This window comes from Vicinamibacterales bacterium (assembly GCA_041659285.1).
Lineage (GTDB): Bacteria > Acidobacteriota > Vicinamibacteria > Vicinamibacterales > UBA2999 > 12-FULL-67-14b.
In genome coordinates this window covers 77,169-102,845 of the sequence record JBAZYO010000002.1, presented here as the reverse complement: position 1 = coordinate 102,845, position 25,677 = coordinate 77,169, and the positions used below count along the sequence as shown (strand labels likewise).

At 67.6% G+C, this 25,677-nt stretch carries 17 protein-coding genes; 12 read left to right on the top strand and 5 right to left on the bottom strand.

Features of this window, described 5'->3' with window-relative positions; all coding sequences use genetic code 11:
- Positions 1 to 24 precede the first annotated feature (24 nt).
- Together WC815_03040 and WC815_03035 are read left to right on the top strand one after the other, a co-directional pair.
- Positions 25 to 1,053, top strand: a complete 1,029-nt coding sequence (locus WC815_03040; protein MFA5907731.1) for a class I SAM-dependent methyltransferase — start codon at positions 25 to 27, stop codon at positions 1,051 to 1,053.
- A 113-nt stretch (positions 1,054 to 1,166) separates the two neighbouring features.
- A complete protein-coding gene (locus WC815_03035) occupies positions 1,167 to 1,853 on the top strand; it encodes a class I SAM-dependent methyltransferase (GenBank protein ID MFA5907730.1) in 687 nt (228 codons plus the stop codon).
- Between the two features lie 57 nt (positions 1,854 to 1,910).
- On the opposite strand, the gene WC815_03030 is transcribed toward WC815_03035, so the two are convergent.
- The 3 genes from WC815_03030 to WC815_03020 are packed head-to-tail and all read right to left on the bottom strand — an operon-like array spanning position 1,911 to position 10,904.
- Entirely contained in the window at positions 1,911 to 6,116 is a 4,206-nt protein-coding gene (locus WC815_03030; GenBank protein ID MFA5907729.1) for a PAS domain S-box protein, read from the bottom strand.
- 2 nt (positions 6,117 to 6,118) lie between these two features.
- Positions 6,119 to 9,103 carry a PAS domain S-box protein gene (locus tag WC815_03025; protein MFA5907728.1) on the bottom strand — a complete coding sequence of 995 codons (2,985 nt, stop codon included), beginning with the start codon at positions 9,101 to 9,103 and terminating at the stop codon, positions 6,119 to 6,121.
- A gap of 25 nt (positions 9,104 to 9,128) precedes the next feature.
- Positions 9,129 to 10,904 carry an ATP-binding protein gene (locus WC815_03020; GenBank protein MFA5907727.1) on the bottom strand — a complete coding sequence of 592 codons (1,776 nt, stop codon included), beginning with the start codon at positions 10,902 to 10,904 and terminating at the stop codon, positions 9,129 to 9,131.
- Between the two features lie 234 nt (positions 10,905 to 11,138).
- On the opposite strand from WC815_03020, the gene WC815_03015 reads away from it, so the two are divergent.
- The 10 genes from WC815_03015 to WC815_02970 all read left to right on the top strand — a co-directional run bounded on the left by WC815_03015 (position 11,139) and on the right by WC815_02970 (position 22,896).
- Entirely contained in the window at positions 11,139 to 11,825 is a 687-nt protein-coding gene (locus WC815_03015) for an HD domain-containing phosphohydrolase (protein ID MFA5907726.1), read from the top strand.
- Positions 11,826 to 11,830: 5 nt separating this feature from the next.
- Positions 11,831 to 12,715: a flagellar motor stator protein MotA gene (gene motA / locus WC815_03010; protein MFA5907725.1), complete on the top strand. Its 885-nt coding sequence runs from the start codon at positions 11,831 to 11,833 to the stop codon at positions 12,713 to 12,715.
- Between the two features lie 6 nt (positions 12,716 to 12,721).
- Entirely contained in the window at positions 12,722 to 13,537 is an 816-nt protein-coding gene (locus WC815_03005) for a flagellar motor protein MotB (GenBank protein ID MFA5907724.1), read from the top strand.
- Positions 13,538 to 13,652: 115 nt separating this feature from the next.
- A complete protein-coding gene (locus WC815_03000) occupies positions 13,653 to 13,781 on the top strand; it encodes a hypothetical protein (protein ID MFA5907723.1) in 129 nt (42 codons plus the stop codon).
- 37 nt (positions 13,782 to 13,818) lie between these two features.
- Positions 13,819 to 15,411, top strand: a complete 1,593-nt coding sequence (locus tag WC815_02995; protein ID MFA5907722.1) for a response regulator — start codon at positions 13,819 to 13,821, stop codon at positions 15,409 to 15,411.
- A gap of 271 nt (positions 15,412 to 15,682) precedes the next feature.
- Positions 15,683 to 17,005, top strand: a complete 1,323-nt coding sequence (locus tag WC815_02990) for an ATP-binding protein (protein ID MFA5907721.1) — start codon at positions 15,683 to 15,685, stop codon at positions 17,003 to 17,005.
- Between the two features lie 5 nt (positions 17,006 to 17,010).
- Positions 17,011 to 18,984 carry a response regulator gene (locus tag WC815_02985; GenBank protein ID MFA5907720.1) on the top strand — a complete coding sequence of 658 codons (1,974 nt, stop codon included), beginning with the start codon at positions 17,011 to 17,013 and terminating at the stop codon, positions 18,982 to 18,984.
- An 81-nt stretch (positions 18,985 to 19,065) separates the two neighbouring features.
- Positions 19,066 to 20,133 carry a GGDEF domain-containing protein gene (locus WC815_02980; GenBank protein ID MFA5907719.1) on the top strand — a complete coding sequence of 356 codons (1,068 nt, stop codon included), beginning with the start codon at positions 19,066 to 19,068 and terminating at the stop codon, positions 20,131 to 20,133.
- A 13-nt stretch (positions 20,134 to 20,146) separates the two neighbouring features.
- Positions 20,147 to 21,124 (top strand): HD domain-containing phosphohydrolase, encoded by a 978-nt coding sequence (locus tag WC815_02975; GenBank protein ID MFA5907718.1) that lies wholly within the window; start codon positions 20,147 to 20,149, stop codon positions 21,122 to 21,124.
- A gap of 215 nt (positions 21,125 to 21,339) precedes the next feature.
- Complete coding sequence (locus WC815_02970) at positions 21,340 to 22,896, top strand: sigma 54-interacting transcriptional regulator (GenBank protein MFA5907717.1); 1,557 nt, start codon at positions 21,340 to 21,342, stop codon at positions 22,894 to 22,896.
- Between the two features lie 36 nt (positions 22,897 to 22,932).
- Here WC815_02970 and WC815_02965 read toward each other — a convergent pair whose 3' ends face one another.
- Positions 22,933 to 25,236, bottom strand: a complete 2,304-nt coding sequence (locus tag WC815_02965; GenBank protein MFA5907716.1) for a PAS domain-containing protein — start codon at positions 25,234 to 25,236, stop codon at positions 22,933 to 22,935.
- On the bottom strand, positions 25,233 to 25,661 hold the full coding sequence (locus WC815_02960; GenBank protein MFA5907715.1) for a DoxX family protein: 429 nt from the start codon (positions 25,659 to 25,661) through the stop codon (positions 25,233 to 25,235). Before WC815_02960 ends, WC815_02965 begins: the two co-directional genes overlap by 4 nt.
- Positions 25,662 to 25,677 lie beyond the last annotated feature (16 nt).

Genomic DNA, 25,677 nt, shown 5'->3' with positions numbered 1-25,677 from the left:
AATGGGACAGCCTGATAGGCCGGTATGAGGATTGCAGTCGCGGGCGCGCCAGAAGCCATGCCGAACACGACCGATCCGTCGGCCCCGCTCTCGTCCGGCCTGCACCGGTCCCCGGTATCGGGCCGTCCGGTCTACATCTGGGGTGCCGGGCAGGTGGGTCTCGAGGCGCGGCGACTGTTGCGCGACCGGAACCTGTGCGGATTCCTGGACCAGGCGTCCGGGCGATGGGGCTCGACGGTCGAAGGACTGCCGGTCGCCGATCCGCGGAGTGTGCTTCACCAGCCCGCGCGCCCGTTCGTCGTCATCGCGTCGATGTACGAAACCCAGATCGCGGAACAGCTGGTCGAAGCCGGCTGGATGGCCGGTGCCGACTTCGCCACGGTGGCGTCGCTCGCCACCGGCGACGGCGAGCGGAGCGAGGACGTGTTCTCCCGCATCTTCCACACCAACAGTTGGCGTGATGCCGAGTCGGTGTCGGGCGGCGGGTCGTCACTTGGGGCTACGCGGCGTGTGCGCGACGCGCTGCCCGCGCTCCTCCAGCAGTACGGCGTCCGCTCGATCCTGGACGCGCCTTGCGGCGACGTCAACTGGATGGCCGAGCTGCTGCCGAGCCTCGACCACTACACGGGCGTCGATATCGTGGCGCCGCTCATCGCCCGAAACGCGGAACGGTTCGCGGCGCCGCGCGTGACCTTTCTCCATCGCGACATCGCCGTCGACGCGCTGCCGTCGGCCGACCTCATCATCTGCCGCGACTGCCTCGTCCACCTGCCCAATCACGTGGCGGCCGACGTGCTCCGCAACTTCGCGCGCACTTCGTCCACCTACCTCCTGTCGACGACGTTTCCCGATTCCGGCCGGAACCACGACGTCATTACGGGAGCATGGCGCCCGGTGGATCTGCGGCAACCCCCGTTCGGGCTGCCGGCCCCTCTTGAAACGATCGCGGAGAAGGCGCCCGGCCCGGACGGGCTCTTCGCCGACAAGGCGCTGGCGCTGTGGCGGTTCGACACCATTCGCGCCAGTCTTTCTCGAAACACGGCATCGCGATGACCGAGCCCTCCCAGTGTCCCCTGTGTGACGGCGGCGGGCTGGTGCCTGAGACGGCACGCTACCTCTGTTGCCCTGCCTGCGGCACCCTGACGCAAGTCACGGGTGAGGCGAGTGTGTTGTCCGATCCCGTCGACTATGCCAGAGGGCAGAATCCGGCGGACCACCGATGGCTGTCGCTGCTGTCCACGCTCACGGAGGGGCGCCGATTATTCGACGTCGGGTGTGGGAGCGGCGCGTTCGTCGAGGCGGCGTCGGCGGCCGGCTGGCAGGCCACCGGCTTCGACAGCGATCGACGGCTCATCGGTCTGGCGGGCCACCTTGGCGACAAGGTCGAGGCATTGGACGCTCAGCACTGGAATCCGGTCGACGACAGCTACGATGTCGTCAGGCTGTGGTTCGTGCTGGAGCATGTGCAATTCCCCGGACGCCTGCTGCGACGCGCGATCGGCGCGCTCAGATCGAAGGGACTCCTGCAGCTGGCCGTGCCCAACGACGCCGGGTGGCTCTCGCGACGCGTCATGACCTCGCCTGACGACCGGTTCTGGGAGCATCCGCTGCACCTCCATCACTTCGCACCGTTCGGGTTGGAACGGTGGCTCGAGACGCAGGGCTGCGAGGCGGAGGTGGCCGAAGCGGGGCGCCCGACCGAGTTGATGCGCGGCGGCTCGCTGCCGCTGGACGAAACGTGGGAGGCCGTGCGGCGAACCGACCCAAGCCTCAGCCGGCTGTTCTACCAGCTGGGCGTTGGGAGAAGCCGGGAGATGATCTGGCGGAAGACGGGCACGCAGGGCGCGTGGTGAAGCCCGATGGCGTCAGCGGCGCTGTGTGGCGACGGCCGGGCGGGAGTGCCTCTGCCGCTACTGCGCCGGCCCGGACGCGTCGAGGGCAACGCGCAGAGCGGCCGCCAGTTTCTCTTCCGTGAAAGGCTTGTCGAGCACAAGGCGCACGCCCAGCTCCCTGAATTGTTCCGCGGCGTCATCGAGCCGCCCGCTGGTGACGATTACCGGAGTGTCGGGCAGCATCAGCCGCATTGCACCGACGAAGCCGAGGCCGCTCATGTGCGGCATGTGCAGGTCGGTGATCACCACCCGAATCGCCGGACCGTGGCGTGCGACCAATGACAGGGCCTCGTTGCCGTCGGCGGCGAGGAGGCACGTGAAGTTGAGTCGCGCCAGCACCTGGCCGGCCGCCTCGCGAACCGAGTCCTCATCATCCACCAGCAGCACCAGTTCCCCGGCGCCGGTGATCGAGCCGGTCGCCGGGGGCGAGGCTTCCGCGGTGACGCCCTTTGCGGCCGGGAGGTACACCGAGAAGGTGGTCCCGTGCCCCACCTTCGATGACATCAGGATGAAGCCGCCGTGTCCCTTGACGATGCCGAGAACGGTGGACAGGCCCAGGCCGGTACCCTTGTCGGGTCCCTTCGTGGTGAAGAACGGATCGAAGATCCGCTCGGTCATTTCGGGCGGGATGCCGCTTCCCGTATCGGTGACGTGCAAGGCGACATAGGGGCCCGGCCGGCCGGCGGCATCCGGCGCCGACGCCGCGAGCGCGGCATCGACGTCGACATCGGCCACCGCCAGGGTCAGGGTGCCACCGTCGGGCATGGCATCCCGGGCGTTCACGCAGAGATTGAGCAGCACCTGGTGCAACTGCGTGGTGTCGCCCATCACCGGGGCCGGCGCGGCAGCAGGCACGTGAATGTCGAGGGTGATGTTCTTGGGGAATGTGGGGCGGATGATGGCCTCGAGGTCGCTCACCAGGTGGGTGGCCTCCAGAGGCGTCCGTTGACCGTCCGCCCCTCTCGCAAAGGCCAGCAACTGCTGCACCATGCCGACGGCCCGCATGGCGCTGCGCTCCATCGTGTCGATCAAGCGCGGGCTGTTCGGCCGTGTCCTGAGCATCGACAGCGACATCGTGATGGGCGCCAGCGCATTGTTGAGATCGTGCGCAATGCCGCCGGCCAGCGTGCCGATGGCTTCCATGCGCTGCGCCCGTCGCGCCTGCTGTTCAAGTTTCAGCCGATCGGTCACGTCCCGGATCGCCGCCACGACCGTCGTGCCCTCGTCGGTCTCGATCGGGCTCAGGGTGATCTCGGCGGGAAACTCGCTGCCGTCCTTGCGCCGGGCGAGCAAGGTGGGCCGGTCGGGGCCCATGGCTCGCTGCTCGGGTCTCTCGAAGAAGCTCTGCCGGTCACTGATGTGGCGGGCCCGGACGTTGGCCGGAATGAGCACTTCGACCTGCCGCCCGACCAGTTCCTCTCGAGACCAGCCGAAGAGCCGTTCGGCCTGCCGGTTGACGAGCGTGATAAGGCCGTGCCGGTCGGTCATGACGATGCCGTCGGAGGCAAACTCCACCAGGTCACGGAATTGTCGCGCCCCTCGCTCGCGCTCGATCTCAGCCGCGATCGACACGCCAAACAGCCCCAGGATGGCCTCGGTGCGCGAGGGGTGGGTCAGTGGTCGCCGGCTCATGACCCCGACCACGCCGATGACGCGGCCCCCGTGATCGATGATCGGTACGGCCGCCACGGCTTCGATCTGTTTGGCCGCCAGGATGGGATCCAGAGGGTAATGCTTCCGTGCGCCGCGTGACACGAACACGCCCGCCCCCGCCTCGAGGACGTCATGGCAGGGCCGGTTGGTGACGTCGTAGGCGTAGTCCCGCTGCAGCGCGCCGTCCTCGATGATGGCGATCGTCTGCAGCTGGCTTCGCTGCACCGCCACGCGCTGGCTGGCGAACGCCACCTCGCAGTCCAGTAACTCCGCCAGCGAGCGCACGGTCGAGTCAAAAAACGCCGCGCCCTTGAGGCCGAGCAGATCGGATGACAAGGCCCGCAAGGCCCGTTCGGTCTGCTTCTGCTCGGTGACGTCGGTCAGCGTGCCGATATACCCACCGGCGATGCCGCGGTCGTCGACGATCGGCACCGCCTGCCCCAACACCCACGTGCTCTCCCCGTCGGGCCGCTGGAATCGATACTCCGATCGAAATTCCCCACTGGTCTGCACGGCAGCCATCCATTCGGTGCCGACGCGGTCGCGGTCATGCGGATGCAGTGCGCGGCTCCATCCGGTGCCGCGCGCCTCTTGCTCGGAGAGAGCCGTGATCTCACACCACCGGTCGTTGACCGACACGCACTCGCCGGCGACGTCGGTGCGGAAGACGCCGACGGGTGACGCCGTGGCGAGCGTCGAGAACATCTGCTCGCTCTCCGCCAGCGCGGCCGCGCGGCGCTGGACCTCCGCCTCCAGGTTGGTATTCAGGTCGCGGAGGGCGACCTCCGCGGCCTGGCGGCGTTGCTCGTTGCGCCGTGCCAGGATCAGGCTGCCACAGGTGGTCAACAGCGGCCGCAAGTCCGCCAGCAGCGATTCGTCGTAGCCACCGGGACGGTCGGCCATGCCCACCATGCCCACGGTCTCATCACCGACCACAATCGGGATTCCCATGAACGCGTGTGGCCGCTCGGCCCCCGGCGGTGGACCGTCACGCCGGGGGTCGGTGGCCGGACGGTTCGAGATGAACGGTGCGTGAGCGGTGACCAGCGTGGCGATGAGCGCATCAAGATGACCGGGCTCCGGACTTGGCACTCCCGCCAGTAAGCCGAACCAGGCGACGAACTCCCGTGGCGCTCCGGCGCTGACCGCATCGATGCTCAAGTGCGGCCGGCCGGTGTCGTCGCGGTGGATTTCGGCGATGAAGCCGCACGAGCTGGCCGTGGACTGGATCACGGCGGCTAACAGCCCGTCGAAAGCAACGTAACTGTCGGGGTCGGTGATGTACTGCTCTTGCGCGAGGTGCAGCGCCGCCAGCATGGTCCGCTGCCGTTCCACGAGTCGCCGTCGGTCGCGGGCCTCGGTCTCGTCCCGAAAGACCAGCACCACGCCCAGCAACCGCCCCCCGGCATCGCGGATCGGGGCCGCGCTGTCGGCGATGGCGCGCTCGGTGCCGTCCCTCGCGACAAGCGCGGTGTGGTTGGCCAGTTCGTGGGGGCCGCCAGAGGCGAGCACCTCGCCCACGGGCGAGTCCGCGGGTTGGCGGGTGGTGGCGTTGATGATGTGGAACACCTCAGCGACGGGGAGGCCCAGCGCCTCACTCAGCGGCCATCCCGTGAGCTGTTCGGCGATCGGGTTCATCTGGGTAATCCGGCCCGCCGTGTCGGTCGCCATCACGGCATCGCCGATGGATTGCAGCGTGACCGCCAGGCGCTCTTCGCTCTCGCGGAGGGTGGCTTCGGCGTCCTTGGCCGCCGTAATGTCCGTGGCCACGCCGTCCCGGACCTGCGTGCCATCGGGCAACCGTTCGCTCAGACGTGACCGGAAGTGAAGCCACGCGATGCTGCCGTCAACACGGCGCAAACGGAACTCGACCGACGCGGTGTTCCCGGTGCGCAACGACTCAGTGATGTTGGCGCGAACGCGGGGCACGTCCGCGGGCTCCATCATCCGAAAGATGGCGTCGGCGTCGGCCATGAAGTCGACGGCGCTGATGCCGAAGACATCCTCGACGTTGGGACTCATATAGGTGCAGCGCATCTGCCCGGTGGCGCTGAAGGCCATCCGGTAGATGACGGTGCCCTCGAGATTCGCGTTGATGCTCGACAGGAGGCGCCCGCTCGCCTCGAGCGCGGCCGTGCGTTCGCGCACGCGTTCCTCGAGCCTCTCGTTGGCCTCCTGAATCGCGCGCTCCATCCGGCGGCGATAGAGCGCCATCTGGATGGTGGCATGCAGTTCCCGTTCCTCGAAGGGCTTCACGAGGTACCCGTGCGGTTCCACGGCTCCCGCCCGCCGCAGCAGGTCATCGTCCGAGTAGGCCGTCAGAAAGATGATCGCAGCGTCGGTGAGGTCGTGAAGCCGGGCGGCCGTCTCAATGCCGTCCATGGTGCCGGCCAGGCGGACGTCCATCAGCACCACGTCCGCGCCGCTGGCCGGGACTTGCTCCAGGGCCACCTCGCCCCGCAAGGCATGGCCACAGACGTGGTAGCCGAGCACCGTCAGGCGGTCGCGCAGTTCCATGGCGATGAGAGCTTCGTCTTCGACGATGAAGATCGCAGTCGGAGGTGTGGGCATGATCAACCCGTTTCGGACAGGAAAGTTGGGGCCGGAGTACGAGCCCGCTCCGCCATGGGAAAGGTGATGACGACGCTGGTGCCGGCGCCCCTGGTAACGCGCAACTCGCCTTCGAGCTGCGCCGTCAGCGCCATGACCATTTGCCAGCCGAACGACTCACCCGACTCGGGCGAGAACGTCTCAGGCAGGCCCACCCCGTCGTCGGTCACGCCGATCTCAGCCTGGCCTCCGGATGTGGTCAGGTGGACCGCGGCCCGTCCGTTCCGGCGATTGGTGGGGAACGCGTGCTTGAACACGTTGGTCAGCAATTCGCCGACGATCATGCCAACCGGCATCGCGGTCTCGACCGACAGGTAGATGGGGTCGGCGGTCAATTCGACGGTGACACTCTGGTTGGGGGCGGCGTGGGACTGCCGAACCCCCCCGATCAGTTCCTTGAGGTAGTCGTGCATGAGGATGGCCGATAGCTCGCGCGATCGGTAGAGCTTCTCGTGCACCAGGCTCATCGCCCGCAGGCGAGCGCGGGCGTCGTCAAACGCCGCCAGATCCTCGGGGCGCTTCACCTTCTTGGCTTGGAAGTGGAGCAGGCTCGAGACGATCTGCAGGTTGTTCTTCACGCGGTGGTGCACTTCACGCAGCAGGGTTTCCTTCTCCCGGACCGAAGCGCGAAGGGCCTCTTCGGCCTCGACTCGGACCGTGATCTCCTGCACCGTGCCACGGGAGCGCAGCGGGGCGCCGTCTGCGGCGAAGTCCGTTTCGCAGCGCTCCTCCACATGCTTGACGCGGCCATCCGCGGTTTGGATCCGGTGCGTGATGTGGTACGGCTGCCGGGTCACCAGCGACGCGGTGTACGCGGCATTGACGGCCTCGCGATCGCCAGGGTGAATGGCCTCAAGGAATGCGGTGTAGGATGCTCCGAACCGCCTCTGGTCGATCTCGAAAATGCTGTAGATTTCGTCCGACCACCACAGAGCGCCCGCCGCCACGTCGAGTTCCCAGTTGCCGATGGCCGCGATGGCCTGAGCCTGGCGGAGTCGCTGCTCGCTTTGTCTCAGCGCAACTTCCATCGAGCGGCGAGAGGTGATGTCTCGTGTCACGGCCAGCATGGCCGTCACCCGGGACGGGTCGGCAGAGTCCCGCATCGGCACGGCGTGCTGTTCCATCCACCGCCGACTGCCATCGGGGGCCACGATTTGGTATTGGTCCTGGCTGGACTCGCCGCGAAACACGGCGTCGATCGCTTCCCGGTACAGGTCGTGATACTGGGCATCGATCAAGTCGAACACCCTGAGGCTGCGCAGCGAATCGAGCGTACTCGCTCCGATCAGGCGCAGGCCGGCCGGGTTCATGTCGAGCAGCGTGCCATCGCGCGCGACAATCTTGACGCACTCCGGTTCGGACTCGAAGATCGCGCGCAGCCGTGTCTCGCTCTCGCGCAGCGCCTGCTCGGCACGCTGGCGATCGGTCACGTCCACCGCGGAGCCGATCACCTCCACAATCGTGCCGTCGGCGTTGCGGAGGGGGCCGAACATGGCGTCGATCGTGATGAACAGCCCCCCGGCGACCCGGATGACGAAGTCCTCGCGAACGATGTTGCCTCGGGCGGCACGGGAGAGGGCCGAGCGCACCTGCTCCTGGACCACGGGAGAGTACGACCACCAGTAGGTCTCCCAGAACGGCCGGCCGATCACGTCCTCCGGCTCGAGCCCTGCAAGCTCGAGCGGCGCACGATTGGCCTCGAGCAGGTTGCCGGCGAGGTCGAACACGCCGACCATGGCGAACATGCTGTCGAGGATATTGCTCTGTCGCCGTCTGAGCGCGTCCGCCGCCTTCTCCGCCTGACGCCGTTCGGTGACGTCGATGCCCATGGCCACCAGGCCGGTCACAGTGCCGGTACCATCGCGGAGCACCTGGTCGTACCACTCGAGCTCCCGCTCGTCACCCGAGCGAGTGAGGATGGGGTTCACGTTGCCGCAGGCGGGTGTTCCCGCGATGGCCACCTGGAGCAGCCGTCCGACACTCGAGACCTCGCGCCGGGGCAACAGCGTCAGCCACTCCCTGCCGCGCACCTCCTGGAGGGTCCAGCCGGTGAGCCGCTCGAAAGCGGGGTTCACGTGCTTTATGCGCCCCTCCGGGGACAGCAGCACGATGATGGCGGGAGTGCCATTGATGAGATGCTGCGCGAACGCCTCTTGCCCGCGAAGTGCCGCGGTGCGCTCGGCCACCCTGGACTCGAGACTCGCGGTCAAGGCTTCCAGCTCTTGCGTTTGGCGGCGCAGTTGCAGCCCAGCGCGGTGCGAGGCCCTGTGCGCCAGCGCGCCGAGGCAAAGCGCCGCGACGGCGATCGCTGCCGCCCTGAACACGGCGACGGGCAGGCCGGTGACAGCAAGCGTGGAGCCCGAGGTCGGCATCCAGACTGGGAGGCCCGCCCAGGGGTCGACGAACAGTCCGGCCAGCAACCCGTAGGTCGCGAACCCGGCGCAGAGCGCGTACGTCAGCCAGCGATCGACACGCGCGATCATCGTCCCGCGCATGGTGAGGTGGAGGGCAATGGCCGCGCCCACGCCGCCCGGCAGGACGATCAGGTACCGGATGGCGGCGTCGTAGGCCGCCACGCGGTTGGTCGCCAGGACCGGCACGAGCAGCGTGGCGCCAATGACGGCAATGAACACGGCGAGAGACGTGTAGGGGGTCCAGCCCGCGGACGTCCGCCGGCCGACGTCGCGAAATAGACGCCGCGTGAACTCAAACAGACAGGCAAATGAGACGGCGAGCAGGGCGGCCGTCCACCACCGCGGGACCGGCTCAAGGGTCCACAGCTCGACGAACCCAAGGCCTCCCCGGATCAGGCCGAAGGCCGCCAGCCAGCGAAATTGCCGGCCATGGGGAAACTCGCGAGCCTCTGCCGGCATGAGGGCGGCAATCACTCCCAATGCCACGAAGCTCGCGGTCTGACCGGCATACGTCTGGAGCAGAAGGAGGTCCATCGAAGTGAGGCTGAATACTAACGGCTCATTCCGGATCCGTCTCGAGCAACTCGCGAACTCTCCGCAGCAGGGTTGGCGACGTGAAAGGCTTGGGCAGCAGGTGTGCCACGGAATCCACACCCGAGTACACCGACTCGGAATACCCCGACATGAACAGGACCGGGAGACCCGGGTACCGTTGAGTGACTATCGCGGCCACGGTCAGGCCGCTGCCTTCCGGCAGGACCAGGTCGGTCAGGAGCAGGTCCGGCGCCATGTGGTCCTGCGCCAGCAGCGCCTCAACCGCCTGAAGGCTCGGGCACGCCTGCACCGTGTAGCCCGCCTGCTCCAGAACTTCCGCCACGATCTCGCGGACGTCGACTTCATCTTCGACCAGCAACACGACCTGTCCCTGCGTGCCCAACTGCAGCGGCTGCGGCATGAAGGCGCCCTGTTCGGATGGTGTGGCGGCCGGCAGAAGAATCCGGACCTCGGTGCCGCGTCCGGGCGACGACTCGACGTCGATGCGCCCGCCGGCGTGTTCGACCACGCCGTAACAGATCGAGAGGCCGAGCCCCATCGCTTGCCTGGAGGGTTTCGTCGAGAAGAATGGCTCGAAGACGTGACGCCGAACTTCCTCGGTCATCCCGCAACCGTCGTCGCGGACGACCAACGAGACCCACGGGCCCGTATTCGAGGCGAGCAGTTCGCTGTCGTCGAGTCCCGACCCATCCACGAGCCTGGTTGCCACCGTCAAGCTCCCGCCCTCGGGCATGGCATCGCGCGCATTCAGGGAGAGATTGACCACGAGCTGGGCAATTTGCGCGGGGGCCAGGGCAATCAATGGCACGGCGGGGTCGAGGTCCTGCTTGAAGGAGATCGTTCGGCCGACCAGGCCTTCGATCATCGAGTGCAATTCGATCAGCGCCGCGTTCAGGTCGGTGACCAGGCCTGCCGTGGGTTGGCGCTTGGCGAAGGTCAACAGCCCGCTGGTGATCTGCGCCGCCCGGGCCACCGATCGTCCGAGGGCGTCCACGTGCCGCTGCACACCGTCCGTCATCGGTGCCAAGGTGGAGGCCAATGCGTCGGTGTGACCCTGCATGACGGTCAACAGGTTGTTGAATTCGTGGGCCACACCGCCGGAGATCTGGCCAATGGCTTCCAGGCGCTGCGCGGACAGCAGGCTCTCTTCCAGCCGGCGCAGTCCGGTGATGTCGGTGATGGCCGTCAACAAGCAGGGAGCGTCATCGAGGCAGAGGCGGCTGGTGTGCAGGAGCAACGCCAGCTCACGCCCGTCTGGTGTGATGAACTCCACTTCCCGCGACGTGACCGGTTCCCGGGCCGGCTCCCCCGTGCTGCCGAACGCGGCAGCCACTGCAAACGCGGGGTGTCCCGCGAAGGCTGCGGCGCCGAGGCCGGCCAGCATTTCGGCGGCCTGATTCACCTGGACGATACGACCGTCCGCCTCGGCGGCGATGAGCAGCGGCAGCGGGCTGGCCCAGAAGAGCGTGGAGAATCTTTCCTCCGAGGCTCGCAGCCGCGCCTCGGCGAGGGCGCGTTCCCGCTGAGAACGCCGGTGACTCCGCCACAAGGCAAGGCCGATGGCCAACAGTCCGACGACCAGCAGTCCGGTCGGGGCGAGAACCTCAGCTCGTTGGTACAGCGGCCGCGGCACCTGGGTCGCGGGACCGGAGCCGAGTGCCACATCCTGTCCGAAATTGGTCCATCGCCAGGCCGACGAGAGTGGCGGCTCCTGCGCGAACACACGAATAGCGTTTTCGCCCGAAAACCGGGCGAAGCCAATCACGAATGTGGCGATCAACAAGCGGATGAGGGACCTCAGTGCCTTTTGCCAATCTCACGAGTGCAAACCATCTGCCAGACTTGAACGGACAAGTTCGCCTCTTGGCGCCTGTTCCACGTGTCGGATTCACGACACCAAGTGTCGGATTGCCGACATCGACTCTCGATAGACGAAGAGGCCTTTTCACGAGGCTAAGAGGTTTCAAGAAAGCCGTCGCGCCGTCGATTGTCATGGGGAGAGCTAAGGGGGCGCATGAACGGTTCGACCTATTCGATCGACCGGGACGACGGGGCAGAACGGCAATGGCGGGTCACGGCTGCGTTCATCGAGAGCGCGATCGCGACATCCGCCTCGCTCGACGCCTTGCTGGCGCGGCTCTACCGCCGGGACCCCGACACGCTGGCGCATCTTCATCGAGTGGCGACGCTGTCGCTGCAAATCGGCGAGGAGCTCGGGATGGCGGCGCGCGCCCTCGATGACCTGGAGCGCGCGGCGTTGCTGCACGACGTGGGGCGTCTGGTGATTCCTGACCCGGCCGGCCCGTCGGCTGGCATCCTGGACGGCGCCGCCTCCAGTCACCGCGCCGCGCAGGTGAGAGTGGCGTGCGAAGTCGTCGAGGATCTGCCGTTTCTGCGCCCGGCCGCGGTCGTCCTGGCATCCTCGCTCGAGTGCTACGACGGCTCCGGCTATCCCCATGGCCTGCGCGCCGAGGAAATCCCGGTCGGTGCCCGTGTCCTGCAAGTTGCCGACACCCTTGACGCGCTGACCGCGGTCTGCGCGGCGCTGGCCTTTTCCGCCGAAGCCGCCAATGCGGAACTGGTGCGGCTCGCCGGCCTGCGCTTCGATCCGGACGTGGTCGCCGCCTGGCTGCGCTGCTCGGACGAACTGCCCCCGTCACTCGTGTCCTGGTGGTCGTCGGCCGCCGGACGGATGAACTGAACCGCATGTTGATACTGGCTGGTGTCGTGGTCGTGCTGGGCTCGGTGGCGGGTGGATACCTGATGGCCGGTGGTCATCTGATCCTCCTGTTGCAGCCGGCGGAGTTCGTGATCATCGGGGGCGCTGCGCTCGGCAGTCTGCTCATCAGCACGCCACCCAAGGTGCTGGTAAAGATGCTCAAGCAGACACAGGGCATCTTCGGCGGCGGGCTGACCAAAGACGATTTCGGCAACCTCCTGTCGATGCTCTACCAACTGTTTCGGGTCTCGCAGCAATCGGGTGTCATGGCCTTGGAGCCCCACTTCGAGAATCCGGAGCAGAGCGCCGTCCTCTCGAAGTACCCGAAGTTTCTCAGGCGGCACCACTCGGTCGCCTTCCTGTCCGATTCGTTCAAGGTCATCATCGTCGGGGGCATGACGGCGCACGATCTGGAGGCGCTGATGGACGAAGATCTGTTCGTCCACCATGAAGACGAACGGGGCCCGTCGGCGACGCTGAACAAAGTGTCAGACGCCCTGCCGGGATTGGGCATCGTGGCGGCCGTCCTCGGGATCGTCATCACCATGCAGGCCATCGACGGACCTCCCGCGGAAATTGGCCATCACGTGGGTGCCGCTCTGGTCGGCACGTTCCTTGGCATTCTCATGTCGTACGGGTTCGGCCAACCGCTGGCGGCCAGTCTCGAACAGCGCGCCCAGGACGATGGACGCTACGAACAGTGCATCAAGGCGGGCGTGATCGCGATGTTCAAGGGCCTGCCGCCGGCGATCGCGGTGGAATTCGCCCGCCGCGTACTCCCACATGAGGTCCGCCCCACGTTTGAAGAAACCGAGAGTCTTTGCCGGGCCTCGCGCAGCGACCCGCAGGCGCCCGCGGCGGCGGCGGCGTAACCGCTTATGAAGCCGGCCGCCCCGATCATCATCGTCAGAAAGAAGCGCGGCGGCCATGCCGGTCACCACGGCGGCGCCTGGAAGGTGGCGTACGCCGACTTCGTGACCGCCATGATGGCCTTCTTCCTCGTGATGTGGCTGGTCGCGCAAAGCCCGGAGGTGAAGGCCAACGTGGCCGGCTACTTCCGGGATCCCGGTGTGTTCGAGCACGAGCGATCGACGGGGATGCTGGCCGGCGGGACTCCAGGCATGGAGCCCGGCCGGATGCCGGAGGCCATGGCCAAGGCGGACCCATCGGCCCTCCTGCGAGAGCGGCAGACCCTGACCGCCGCGGCCGAACGCATCCGACAGGAGCTGATGAAACAGCCCGGCATCGCCACGCTCCGCGATCAGATTGAGTTCACGATCACGGCCGAAGGCCTGCGCATCGAACTCATCGAGCGCGCGGGTTCGAGCTTCTTCGATTCTGGCAGCGCCGTGCTTCGCGGCGAGAGCGTACGCATCGTGACCATCATCGCGGCGGAGCTGGGCAAGCTCGCCAACGACGTTGTCGTCGAAGGGCACACGGATCGACGGCCCTACCTGCGCGAAGACGGGTACGGGAACTGGGAACTGTCGGCCGACCGGGCCAATGCCGCCCGGCGGGAAATGGAGCAGGCGGGCCTCAGGGCCGGACAAGTGCGGACCGTGCGGGGTTTCGCCGACACGGAATTGCATGTCAAGGCCGATCCGCTCGACCCGCGGAATCGCCGGGTCTCGATCGTCGTTCGCAGCCAGGCGGCCGCGGCCTTGAACGACGCAATGGCCCTGCTATCTCCCTGAGGCATACGCCAGAATCCGGGCCCCGGGCGTTCCGGCGCCGTGATCGTGGCGCCTCGGGTGCACACCGGTTCAAGTCCATGGCGCTCCCGCCGATTCCCTGCTCGGGGGAATCGCATTGGACACACTCATCATCGCGACCGGTGGACTCTTGCTTTCGATGTGGTTGGCGGCGGCGGCGTCGGCCGCGGTGAACGCCGGGATGGTCGTGGTGGTGGCGTCGAACTTTCGGCGCGGCAGGCATTGACGGCGCGCCCGTTGACCGGCGTTTAAGGGAACAGACATTGACTACAGATACCTCGGACGACGCGCGCACCGCGCATGGTCCCCAAGCCTGGGTCCCGGGACCCGCCGCCGCGACCGTGTGGGCGGCGAAGGACGGTCCCGGCACCGGCCTCGAGCAGGCGCTACGGCTGTCGCGGCTCGACGAGGGCGGCGCCGCCTGCGTGACGATTAGCGCCGGCGGACGTGTGCTCGAGTGCGACCCCGCGGCCGCCCGGATGCTGCGAATGCCGGCGGGCAGCGACCTGCGCGACTTCGATGTCCGCCGGTTCTTCAGACACCCCGATCAACTCACCGAGACCATCCGTGCCGTGCAGGTGACCGGCCTGATCGAGAACTGGGACGGCGATCTGGTGACGTTTGACGGCTCACCGCTGCGTGCCGTGGTGAACCTGGTCGGCGATTTCGACGAGTCCCGCGTCCTCGTGGCGGTTCGAGCCAGTCTGTTCAACATCACGGAATGGAGTCGCGTGCATGAGCGGAAGCTGCTCGCCCAGCGATTTGAAACCGTCGGCCGGTTGGCGGGCGGCATTGCGCACGACTTCAACAACCTCCTGACGGTGATTAGCGGCCACGCCGAGTGCCTGGCGATGACCGCGACCGCCGACCCGGCCACGACCCGGTCGCTGACGGCGATCCGGGAGTCGGCCGCCCGAGGCGCCGCCCTGACCCAGCGTCTCCTGGCCTTCGGACGCCGTCAGGTGCTGTTGCCACGCAGCGTCGATCCGCGGGATCTGATCCTGACCGTGGAAGGGGACCTGCGACGGACCTTCGGCCGGCGCATCGCGGTGGGCGTGGATCTCGACCCGACCGTGCGCTCCGTGCGCGTCGATCCCGAACAGCTGGAGCGCGCCCTGGGGACCATTGCCGCGCATTCCATCGACGCGATGCCGCGGGGCGGGGCCATCACGTTTCGCATGCGCGACCTCACGGTGGATGCCGCCTGGCCGCAGACGCACTCGTTCGCGGTGGCGGAAGGGCACTACGTGACGATTCAGACCGTCTGTGCCGGCATGACGCTGGACCGGGACGCTGAGCACCGGATCTTCGAGCCGTTCCATGGGCGGCGTGGCGGGAGCCGGGATGCCCTGGGACTGGCCGCGGTGTTCGGGCTGATCAAGCAGAGCGGCGGCTACATCTGGGTTGATGCCGAACCTGCGCAGACGGTCTTTACGATCCTGCTGGCGGCGGAGCCGGTGGCCACCACCGCCCCGCGGATCCTCCCGCTCGACCCGCCGGCCGCCACCGTGCTCGTCGTCGACGATGACGACGACGTGCGAGGGCTGCTCGTGAGCGTGCTGAAGTATGAAGGGTACTCGGTGCTCGCCGCCAGTTCGGCCGAACAGGGCAGCCGGCTGAGTGAGACCAACGGCATCGACGTCCTCGTGGCCGACGTCGGACTGAACGGCGTGCGCGGCGACGAGTTCGCGGTGGCGCTGCTCGGCACGTATCCCGACATGAAGCTGGTGTGCATTTCCGGGGACTCTGAGCCTGGCACGCTGCGCGCGTTGGCTCCCGATCGGGCGGTGTTCCTGGAGAAGCCGTTCTCGGCCCGCCAGTTCAGTGAGCAGGTTGGCGCCCTGCTGAGGCAATAAGATGGCTGCGGCCTCTCGCACCCACCGTCGTCACGCGGTCGCCATCCCGGACATCGTTGTCGGTGAGGCGACACGCCAGGCACTCGAATCCGCAGATTCCGGCCGGTTCCCGGGGCAAGTCCCCGCCAAAGCGGACGGCATGGATCTGGCCCTACGGGTGGCAATGCCGCTCCCTTCCGATATTCGACCGCCCCAGCCCGGCGCTGTCCCGTCCGTGGTTCGGTGGCCCCGTCGAGTGCCTGCGGGGCCGCACGTCGCGCTGGGCCGCGGCGTGAGCGGAACACAGGCGCTCCGCGCGATTACCGATCGCGTAGGTGCCGCCACACGCCTGGCCGCGGTCGCGGACATGGCCGACGCGGGCGGCGACCGCCTGCTTGATGCGCTGACCGCGAGGTTAGCGGCGTCGGTCGGCGTCACCTGCGCCGTGGTCGCCGAAGTCATGGATCCGGATGGGCCGCGTCTCCAGGCACTGAGTGCCTTCGGCCCTGGCGGCTGCCATCCTCGTCCCTTCGACTTCTCGGCGGCGGCCTCGCCTTGGGCAGACGTGATCGCGCACGGCATCAGGCATCACGACGGCGCGCTCTCGCGGCTATTTCCCGCAGCCCCGGACGGCCCGGTGTGGCCCGTCGCCGGTTTTGCGGGCATCCCGCTCCGCGATCACGCCGGCGCCATCATCGGCGTGCTCGCCGTCGCCCATGATCGCACCCTGCGCCTCGACGACGAGGTCGCGACGATGTTGCGGATTGTCGCCGCGCGTGCCGCCGCGGAGATCGAGCGCCGGCACTTGGTGAAACGGAACTGTCAACTCCAGCTCGACATCGAGCAGCGCGTCGGCAACCGGGTCGCGGCGCTGCGGGCCGCCAACACCGAACTGGAGGCGTTCGCGTACTCGGTGTCGCACGACTTGCGCGCCCCGTTGCGCCAGATCACAGGCTTTGCCGCCCTGATTGCCCGGGCGACCGGAACGGCCCTGGCGCCGCCAGTCCGCCAACATCTCGATGACATCTCCGATGCGGCACGGGGCATGGGCACGCTCATCGAGCGGATGCTCGACTTCTCCCGCGCGGGACGAACCGCCTTGCGGCGAACCGACGTCGACTTGACCCAGCTCGCCGAGGAGGTCGTGGCCGACCTGTCGCGTGAGACCAAGGGCCGGAACATCGAGTGGAGCATCGGGAGGTTGCCGCAAGTGCGCGGTGATGCCGTCCTCTTGCGCCAGGTGCTGTTCAACCTGTTGTCAAACGCCGTGAAGTACTCGCGCCCCTGCAACCTGGCCTGTATCGAAGTCGGTCTCCTCGCCTCCGAGGGCGCCGGCGATGTCGCGTGCTTCGTCAGGGACAACGGCGTGGGGTTCGACATGCGCCACGTCGGACGTCTCTTCAACGCCTTCAGCCGCCTGCACCCGGGCTCGACCTTTGAGGGCACGGGCATCGGCCTGGCCAATGTCCGGCGCGTCGTGCACCGCCACGGCGGCCGGGTGTGGGCCACCGGCGAAGTCGGCGGCGGTGCGACGTTCTACTTCTCCCTGCCTGCCGCAGACGACGCGCCGCCAGGCAATGGCCAGCCGCCGCTCGGCCTGCCGAGAGCATCATGAACGCGGTGCCCGCTGCCACCTCCACGGTGCTGCTGCTGGAGGACGACTCGAGGGATGCCCGGCTCATTGCCAGCCACCTTAACCTCGAGGGGAGTGCGTACCAGGTCGTTCACGTTGACTGCGAAGACCACTACCGGGCGGCCATCGCTCGCGGCGGCTTCGACGTGATCCTGGCTGACCACTCGCTGCCGGGCTTCACCGGCGTGGCTGCCCTCGCCATCGCGAGGCAGGCCTGCCCGGATGTGCCGTTCATCTGCGTCTCCGGCACGCTGGGGGAGGAGCCGGCAATCGAGGCGCTCAAGGGTGGCGCCACCGATTACGTGCTCAAGCACAGCCTCTCGCGGCTCGTCCCGTCCGTGCAGCGGGCCCTGCAGGCATCAACGGAGCGCGCCAAACGCCGGAAGGCCGAGTCCGAGGTGACGGCGCTCGAAGCGCAGTTGCGTCATTCACAGAAGCTCGAGGCGGTCGGCTTGCTCGCCGGCGGCATCGCCCACGACTTCAACAACTTGCTGACCGTCATCAACGGCTATTGCGAGCGGCTGCTGGGGACCGTGGGTGACGACGATGCGGCGCGGGCCGACCTCGACCTCATCCATCAGGCGGGACAACGCGCCGCCGGTCTGACCCGTCAACTCCTGGCCTTCAGCCGGCGCCAGGTTCTGGCGCCCAAAGCGATCAACCTGAACACGATTGTGTCCGACATCGAGCGGATCCTGAAACGCGTGTTGGGGGAGCGGATCGCCGTGGCGAGCGCCCTGGACCCGGCGTTGGGGCTGGCGCTCGCCGACCCCGGCCAAATGGAGCAGGTGCTGATCAACCTCGCGATCAACGCGCGCGATGCCATGCCGGACGGGGGCACCGTCACGATCGAAACCGCCAACTTCGACGCCGGCCGCGGCGCTGCGCCGTCCCCGCTTGGGCCGGCTCCCTATGTCATGCTTACCGTCCGTGACACCGGCCACGGGATGGACGAGGAGACCACGGCGCGGATCTTCGAGCCCTTCTTCACGACCAAGCCGGCCGGCAAGGGGACCGGTCTCGGCCTGTCCACCGTCTACGGCATCGTGGCGCAAAGCGGCGGCCACGTCGACGTGGACTCATCACCGGGACGGGGGACGACGATGCGCGTGTTCCTGCCGCGCGTGGCGGATGAACTCGAGGTCCGTCCACCCGAAGAGGCACTGGCGCTGGCCGGACGCGGTCACGAAACGCTGCTGCTCGTCGAGGATGAAGACTTCGTCCGTGAACTGCTGAGCGAGTTTCTGCGGAGTTCCGGGTACACCGTGATTGAGGCCAGAAGCGCCGAGGAAGCGCTGGCGCTGTTCAAGCACGACGGCGCCATGGCGATTGACCTGCTCGTGACCGACATGGTGCTGTCGGGCATCAACGGCGCCCGGCTCGCCGAGCGGCTGAAGGCCATGATCCCCGGCCTGGTCACCCTGTATGTGTCGGGCTATCCGGGCGACGAGATGTTCGCCGACGGTGTGTTTGACCCGGGCCCGGCGTTCCTGGCCAAGCCCTTCACTCGCCACGCGCTGATCCACAAGGTCAAGGAGATCCTCGGGGCCAGGCCTCCGCTCCACGCCACTGTGGCGGTGGCCGAGCCGAACAACGGCATTCGCCGCCTGATTACGCAAATGCTCACGCGCGCCGGTTACGGCGTGGTGGACCGGATCGAGGCGATGCGGGCCGGGGCTACGCCGGTGGATGTCGCGCTGGTCGATGTGGCCTCGCCCGATCCGGCTCGCTGGACGATCGTTCGCGAGTTGCGTCAGCGGCACCCGGGGGCGTCCATCGTGCTCATGGCGGGCTCATTCGGCGACGTCCTGATCGGGGAGGCCGCCGCGGCGGGCGTGGAGATCACGCTCCAGAAGCCGTTGCACGAAGCGGCGGTGCTCGATGCCGTGCGGCGTGCGCTCCGGCAGCGGCCGGCGGGCGTGGCCGCTCAAGGATTCGCCGGGTCCGCCGATTCCCACTGACGAAGGCGCCCGCGGCTCGACCGGCACGCATGCCGGCCAGTCTCCCCAATGCGCACCTTCGTGGCCGGAGGCTGAAGGTTGATGTTCCGAAACGGAGTCGTCGCCCTGGACTTGCGTCGCAACGCGCACGCCGAGAGTGAAGGGGAGTGGCTCCACGAGACGGCCGGGCAGACGCTGACGTTGCTCCGGGACCTGCTGGCGGCCGGTGGCGAGCCGGACCGGGTGGCCGTCGCCGAACGGCTGGATCGCTACCGCAAGGCGCTGGCGGCGCATGATCCCGCCGGCGCGACGAGGACCGAGGGCACTCAGGCCTTGTTGCGCTGTCGCGAGATCGTGGCGCGGGCCCACCAGCATGAAATCGATCGGCGGATGGAACTGGCGGCGCTCGTCGCCCTGGTCCGTGAGGCCGTCATGTCGGTCAGCACGGAAATCGATACCTTCCAGGCCAGTGTCGGCGAGTCAGCGGATCGCTTCGAGGCGATCTCGGCCCTCGATGATCCGCGGCAGATCCAGGCGCGTCTCGTCGAGGAGGTGACCGCCCTGAAGCACGCGGCCAGCGATCGCCGCCGCACGTGGGAACTGACCTCGCGGTCGTACACCGAGCGCGTCGAAACCCTCGAGCAACAGTTGCTGGCGACGCGCCAGGAGGCAGACGTCGACGCCTTGACCGGCATCGCCAACCGCCGCACGTTCGACCGCACCTGCCATGACTGGATCCGATCCGCCAGCCACGGGTTCGTGCTGGCGATCCTGGACCTGGATGACTTCAAGGGGATTAACGACACCTACGGTCACGCGGTCGGTGACGAGGTCCTGGTGGGGCTGGCCCAGGCCCTGCTGCGATCGGTGCGCCCCGGCGACATGGTGGCCCGGCTCGGCGGCGACGAGTTCGCCATCCTCGCCTCCGACCTCACGCTGCGGCAGGCCGAAGGCCGCTTCGCGAAGACCATCGCCGCGCTCGCGGCGTCGGGCGCAGGCGAGGCCTGGGCGCCGAAGGTCAGTTGCGGCCTGGCCGAGTTTTCCGCGGGCGACACCTACGAGAGCCTGTTCGAGCGCGCCGACGAAGCCCTGTATGCGGCCAAGCGCGGCGGCAAGCACCGCGTCGCCACCAAGGCCCGCGCCTTCATTCGTGACCTGATGAGGCGTTAGCAGGAAGTCCGCGATGTTGAATGGACCCGCCGGCCAGCGTGTGCTCGTTGTCGACGATGAGTCGCAGTGCAGCCGCCTGCTCGTCGGGCTGCTGACGCCGGAGTTCCAGGTCGATGTCGCCAGCGACGGCGAAGCGGCACTGACCGCGATCAACCTGGCGCCGCCCGACATCGTGCTGCTGGACGTGGGCCTGCCGGGGATGAACGGCATCGACGTCTGCCGGGTCATCAAGCGCGCCGCCCCGACACGGCTGATTCCCGTCGTCCTGGTGACCGGCACTGGCGGCCGCGAACACCGTCTGGCGGGGATCGATGCCGGCGCCGATGACTTCCTGCTGAAGCCGTTTGACACGGAGCAGTTGACAGCCCGGGTCCGATCGCTGACGCGCCTGAAGCGGTTCACCGACGAACTGGATTCCGCCGAGTCGGTGATCATGAGCCTGGCGCTCACCGTCGAGGCCCGCGACCCGTACACCGAGGGCCACTGCGAGCGGCTGGCGGCCTACGCCGTCGCGCTGGGGGCGGCGCTCGGCTTGGGCGACGACGACCTCGGCGCCCTGAAGCGCGGCGGCTTCTTGCACGACGTCGGGAAGATCGGGATCTCGGATGCGCTGCTGCTGAAGGGCGACCGGCTGACGCCGATTGAATACGAGCAGGTGAAGCGGCACCCGGTGATTGGCGAGCGCCTGCTGGGCGACTTGCGGTCGCTGGCCGCGGTGCGGCCGATCGTGCGCCACCATCACGAGAGGCTCGACGGCAGCGGCTACCCGGACGGGTTACGAGGGGCGGAGGTCCCGTTGCTGGCGCACGTGGTGTCGATCGTCGATGCGTTCGACGCCATGACCACACCCCGGCCCTATCGGCAGCCGGTCAGCCACCGCGCCGCCTTCGCCGAGTTGCGCGCCGATGTGGCGCGCGGCACCATGAGCCGCGACCTGGTCGAGATGTTCGCGGCCGTGCTCGAGGGGCGCCGATCGACCGACGCCGCGTAGCGGCCGCGCCGGCGGCGCAAGCTCCCTGGCGAACTTCGCTTCAATCCCCACTCGCCGATAGAGGCAAGATCGATACCTTTCACAATGCGCAACGGTAAGTGACTGACAATCATCGACTTGCGTCGTACGAGCCGCCGCGCCGTATGGGGAGGCGGTGACGACATCAAGGCACGGGGTCTTGCGCACGACAGCACGCTCGGGTCACGATGCGCACCGTGACACGTGAACCACGGCTTGACGCAGAACGCGACTACTGGCGAACGCTGATCGAGGTCAGCAACGCCGTCGTCACCAAGCGTGACCTCGCCGAACTGCAGGCGGCCATCGCGCCCAACGTCCGTCGCGTGGTCCCGCACGACCACACGAACCTGTTTCTCGTCGACGAACACTCGCGCCTGCAATCGTCCGCCATCGATCCGACGGCCTTGGCCTGGCCCGATCGACTGTCGGAGTCCGTTCGCCTTGATGCCGAACCCTACAAATCGTGGCTGTCGCGCGTCGTCGATATCGATGTCGACAACACCGACCCGGCTGGCTGGGAAGCACTGCACGCGCAGGCCCTTGCTTCCGGTGTGAAGCGGTTCTGCGTCGCCCCGTTGTCGGCGCCTCACCGGGTCGTTGGTGTGCTGGCTCTGGGCCGGTTGACGCCGGTTCCGTTCACGCCGGACGAGCTCGAGCGCGTCGCCCAGGTCGCCGCTCAGATCGCGATCGCACTCGAGAATGCCATGGCGTTCGAGGAGATCGCCGCGCTCAAGGAGCAGCTGGCGCGCGAAAACGTGTACCTGAAGGAGGAAATCCGCGGCAGCCACCAGTTCGAGGAGATCGTCGGCGAGAGTAGGGCTTTGCGGCACGTGCTGGATCAGGTCCGCACGGTGGCCCCGACGGACACCACTGTCCTGCTGCTTGGAGAGACGGGCACCGGCAAGGAGTTGCTGGCGCGGGCGCTGCACGCGGCGAGCGACCGGCGCAACCGCGCGCTGGTAACGGTGAACTGCACGACCTCGCCGGCCGGACTGCTCGAGAGCGAGTGGTTCGGGCATGAACGCGGCGCCTTCACGGGGGCGTTGTCGCAGAAGATCGGCCGGTTCGAACTCGCGCAACAGGGCGTCCTGTTCCTCGACGAAATCGGCGACGTACCGCTCGAACTCCAGTCCAAGCTGCTGCGCGTTCTCCAGGAACATGAGATCGAGCGCCTCGGGAGCACGCGCACGATCCGCGTGGACTTCCGCTTGATCGCTGCCACCAACCGCAACCTCGAAGAGATGGTCGCCAAACGCGAGTTCCGCTCCGACCTGTACTACCGATTGAACGTGTTTCCTATCCGGCTCCCACCGCTGCGCGAACGGCCCGAAGACATCCCGCCGCTGGTGTTCTACTTCGCACAGCGGCTCGCGAAACAGCTTCGCCGACCGATTGAGTCGGTCTCCCGCGACAGCCTGGACGTGCTCTGTCGCTGGCACTGGCCGGGCAATATTCGAGAGCTGCAGAACGTGATCGAGCGCGCCGTCATCCTGTCCACGGGGCCGGTGCTCACCGTGTCGCGTGCCGAGTTTGAGACCGCGCCGGTGTCCATATCGGCGCCGGTGACACTCGAGGACGCCGAACGCGAGCACATCCTGCGGGCGCTCGCCGACACCAACTGGGTGATCGGGGGTCCACGCGGCGCCGCCGCGCGCCTCGGTGTCAAACGGACGTCGCTCGTCTCGACGATGCGGCGCCTGCACATTCAGAGGCCGGCGACGGGGCGCGGCGGTTCTGCGCCGCGCTCGTAGGTGCCTGGCGAAATGGAACGCGCACCTGAATGACCGTCAGAAGAGCGGCGGTCGATCCGACGCCAGCAGCTCGCGAATTCTCCGCAGCAAGACGTCGCTGGTGAACGGTTTCTGGATGAACGCCAGCCCCGGCTCAAGAGCGCCGTCCTTGAGAATCGCGGTTTCCGTGTACCCGGACATGTAGAGCACTCGCACGGATGTGCGGTCGGCGAGCACCCGCCGCGCGATGTCGCGGCCGTTCTCACCGGACAGCACGATGTCGGTCAGCATCAGGTGAATCGGGCCATCATGCGCCCGGGCTTCGGCGATCGCCTCCGAACCATTTGCGGCCGCGAGCACCGTATAGCCATGGATGCGAAGCGTCTCCTCGATGACGAAACGGACTTCCGCCTGATCCTCCACGACGAGCACCGTCTCCGTTCCACGAAGCGCCGGTGCTTCTATCAGCGGCGCCGGAGGGTCCACTTCGCCTTCGGCGACGGGCAGGTGAATCTTGAAGGTCGACCCCTTCGCGGGCTCGCTGTCCACCCAAATCGACCCGCCGCTCTGCTTGACGATACCGTATACGGTCGCCAAACCAAGACCCGTTCCCCGGCCTATCGCTTTGGTCGTGAAGAAGGGCTCGAACAGGCGCGCGCGAGTGGCGTCGTCCATGCCGACGCCGGTATCGCTGACCGCGATCAGCACGTGCCTGCCGGCACTCGCGCCGGGATGCTGCGCGGCGTACACCTCGTCGAGGTCGACATCCGCGGTCGCAATCACGAGCCGGCCGCCGTCGGGCATCGCATCACGCGCGTTGACCGCCAGGTTCATAATGACCTGCTCGACCTGTCCGGGATCGGCGCTCACGCGCCCGGCCGCGGCCAGGTGGATCTCCAGCGTGATGTGCTCGCCAAGGAGGCGAGCCAGCAGCAGATGCGCACGCCGCAGCACCTCGTTGAGATCGAGGACCTGCGGCTGGAGAATTTGCCGGCGGCTGAACGCCAGTAGCTGGTGGGTCAGATTCGCGGCGCTCCGGGCGGCCGCCAGAATCTTGTCCAGACCCCGCTGCGACCGATGCGACGGCCCGAGCTCCTGCGCCACCAGCTCCGTGTACCCGTTGATCACGATCAGCAGGTTGTTGAAGTCGTGCGCGACGCCACCGGCGAGTTGGCCGACAGCCTGCATCTTCTGCGACTGCCGGTACTGTTCTTCGAGTTGCTTCCGATCCGTGATGTCGAGGTGACACCCGATCATGTGTGTCCGCCGGCCGGTGGCGTCTGCCAGCCCAACGCCGCGGGTGTACATCCAGCGGTACGTCCCGTTCTTGTGGCGGAGCCTGAACTCGAGGGCATATTCCAGCTGGTGACCATCGAGGAACGCCCGCAGCGCGGTGAGCACCCGTTCGCGGTCATCGGGGTGGAGCCGGTTCTCCCATTCCTCGTATCGATTCGGGATCTCATCCGGCTCGTAGCCGATCAGCCGTTTCCATTCGGGCCAGAACTCCACCGTGTTGGTCGTGAGATCCCAGTCCCACGGTCCCAGGCCGGTCGCTTGCAGCGCGAGTCGTAGCCGCTCCCGGCTCCTGCGGAGCACGTCCTCTGCCCGCTTCCGTTCCGAAACGTTCTGGATGACGCCGACCGTGCGGATGACCTGACCGCCTTTGTTCCGAACCGGTTCGGCGGTGGTGTCGGCGTAACGGATGACGCCGTCAGGCGCGACCAGCCGGAACGCCACTCGGGCGCTCGGCTCGCCGGCTACAGTTCGCGCGCGGCACTCCTCGACGAGGGCCCGGTCATCTGCATGCACGAAATGCAGGAACTCGTTCCAGGTTCGCCAGCGTTCAGTCAGTGGCAAGCCGAGGGCGTGCCCGCATTCTTCAGACCAGCTGACCAGATTGGCGACGACGTCGTCTTCCCAATAGCCAAGCTGGGCCAGGCGGGCGGCCGCCGCGAGCTTGCGCTGGCTTTCCTGCACTGTGTCTTGCGCCTGCTTCTCGTCGGTGAAATCGCGAGAGTCGCACAGCACGTACGTGCGATCGCGATTGCGGAGAAGTATCGCCGTCGTCTCCAGCCAGCGCCAGGACCCGGCCGCAGCGCGGGTCCGCCACCTGAGGCGGTTCGCGCTTCCGGCCAGGACCTGCGCCCACCATCCGTGGCATGCCTCGAGCTCCCCAGGGTCGCTGCGTTCGAAGACGGTGGTCAATGGGCCGCGAAGCTGCTCCAGCGATCGAGTCGCCCAGACCTGACGGCCGTCGGCGTGATGCAAGCTGAGGAGGTTGGTCGCGTGCTCCGCCAGCAGCTGGCACATTTCGTCGGGGCTCTGTGGCCACGCAACGGCCGGAATGTCGTCGTGCCTCATCGGACGGCCACTGCCTCCCTTACGCCGCTCGCGGCTCGGCGACTGTCCGCGGCGACTAGCTCCTCGCGTGCCGGTCGCAACACCCACGAGGCGACGACCGAGCCGAGCAGCAGGAGCGGTACGACAATCTTGCTCACCGGGTCGCCCGAGGCGGCGTGCGACAGTGCGGCGCCGCTGAGGGTGAAGAACATCCCGGCGTACGCCCACTCCTTGAGGCGCGGGAGACCCGGTGCGAGGATGGCCGCCACGCCGAGCAGTTTCCACGTGCCGAGGATGGTGGCGAAGTACACGGGGTAGCCGAGATGCGTGAGGCCCTCCATGATCGCGGGCACGCGCAAGAGGTCTCCGGCGCCGATGGCGCTGAGGGCGATGGCCGCGAGGCCCGTGGTCGCCCAGTATGCAATCAGTCTCGTTCTGGCAGTCATTCGCATCGCTTCTTTC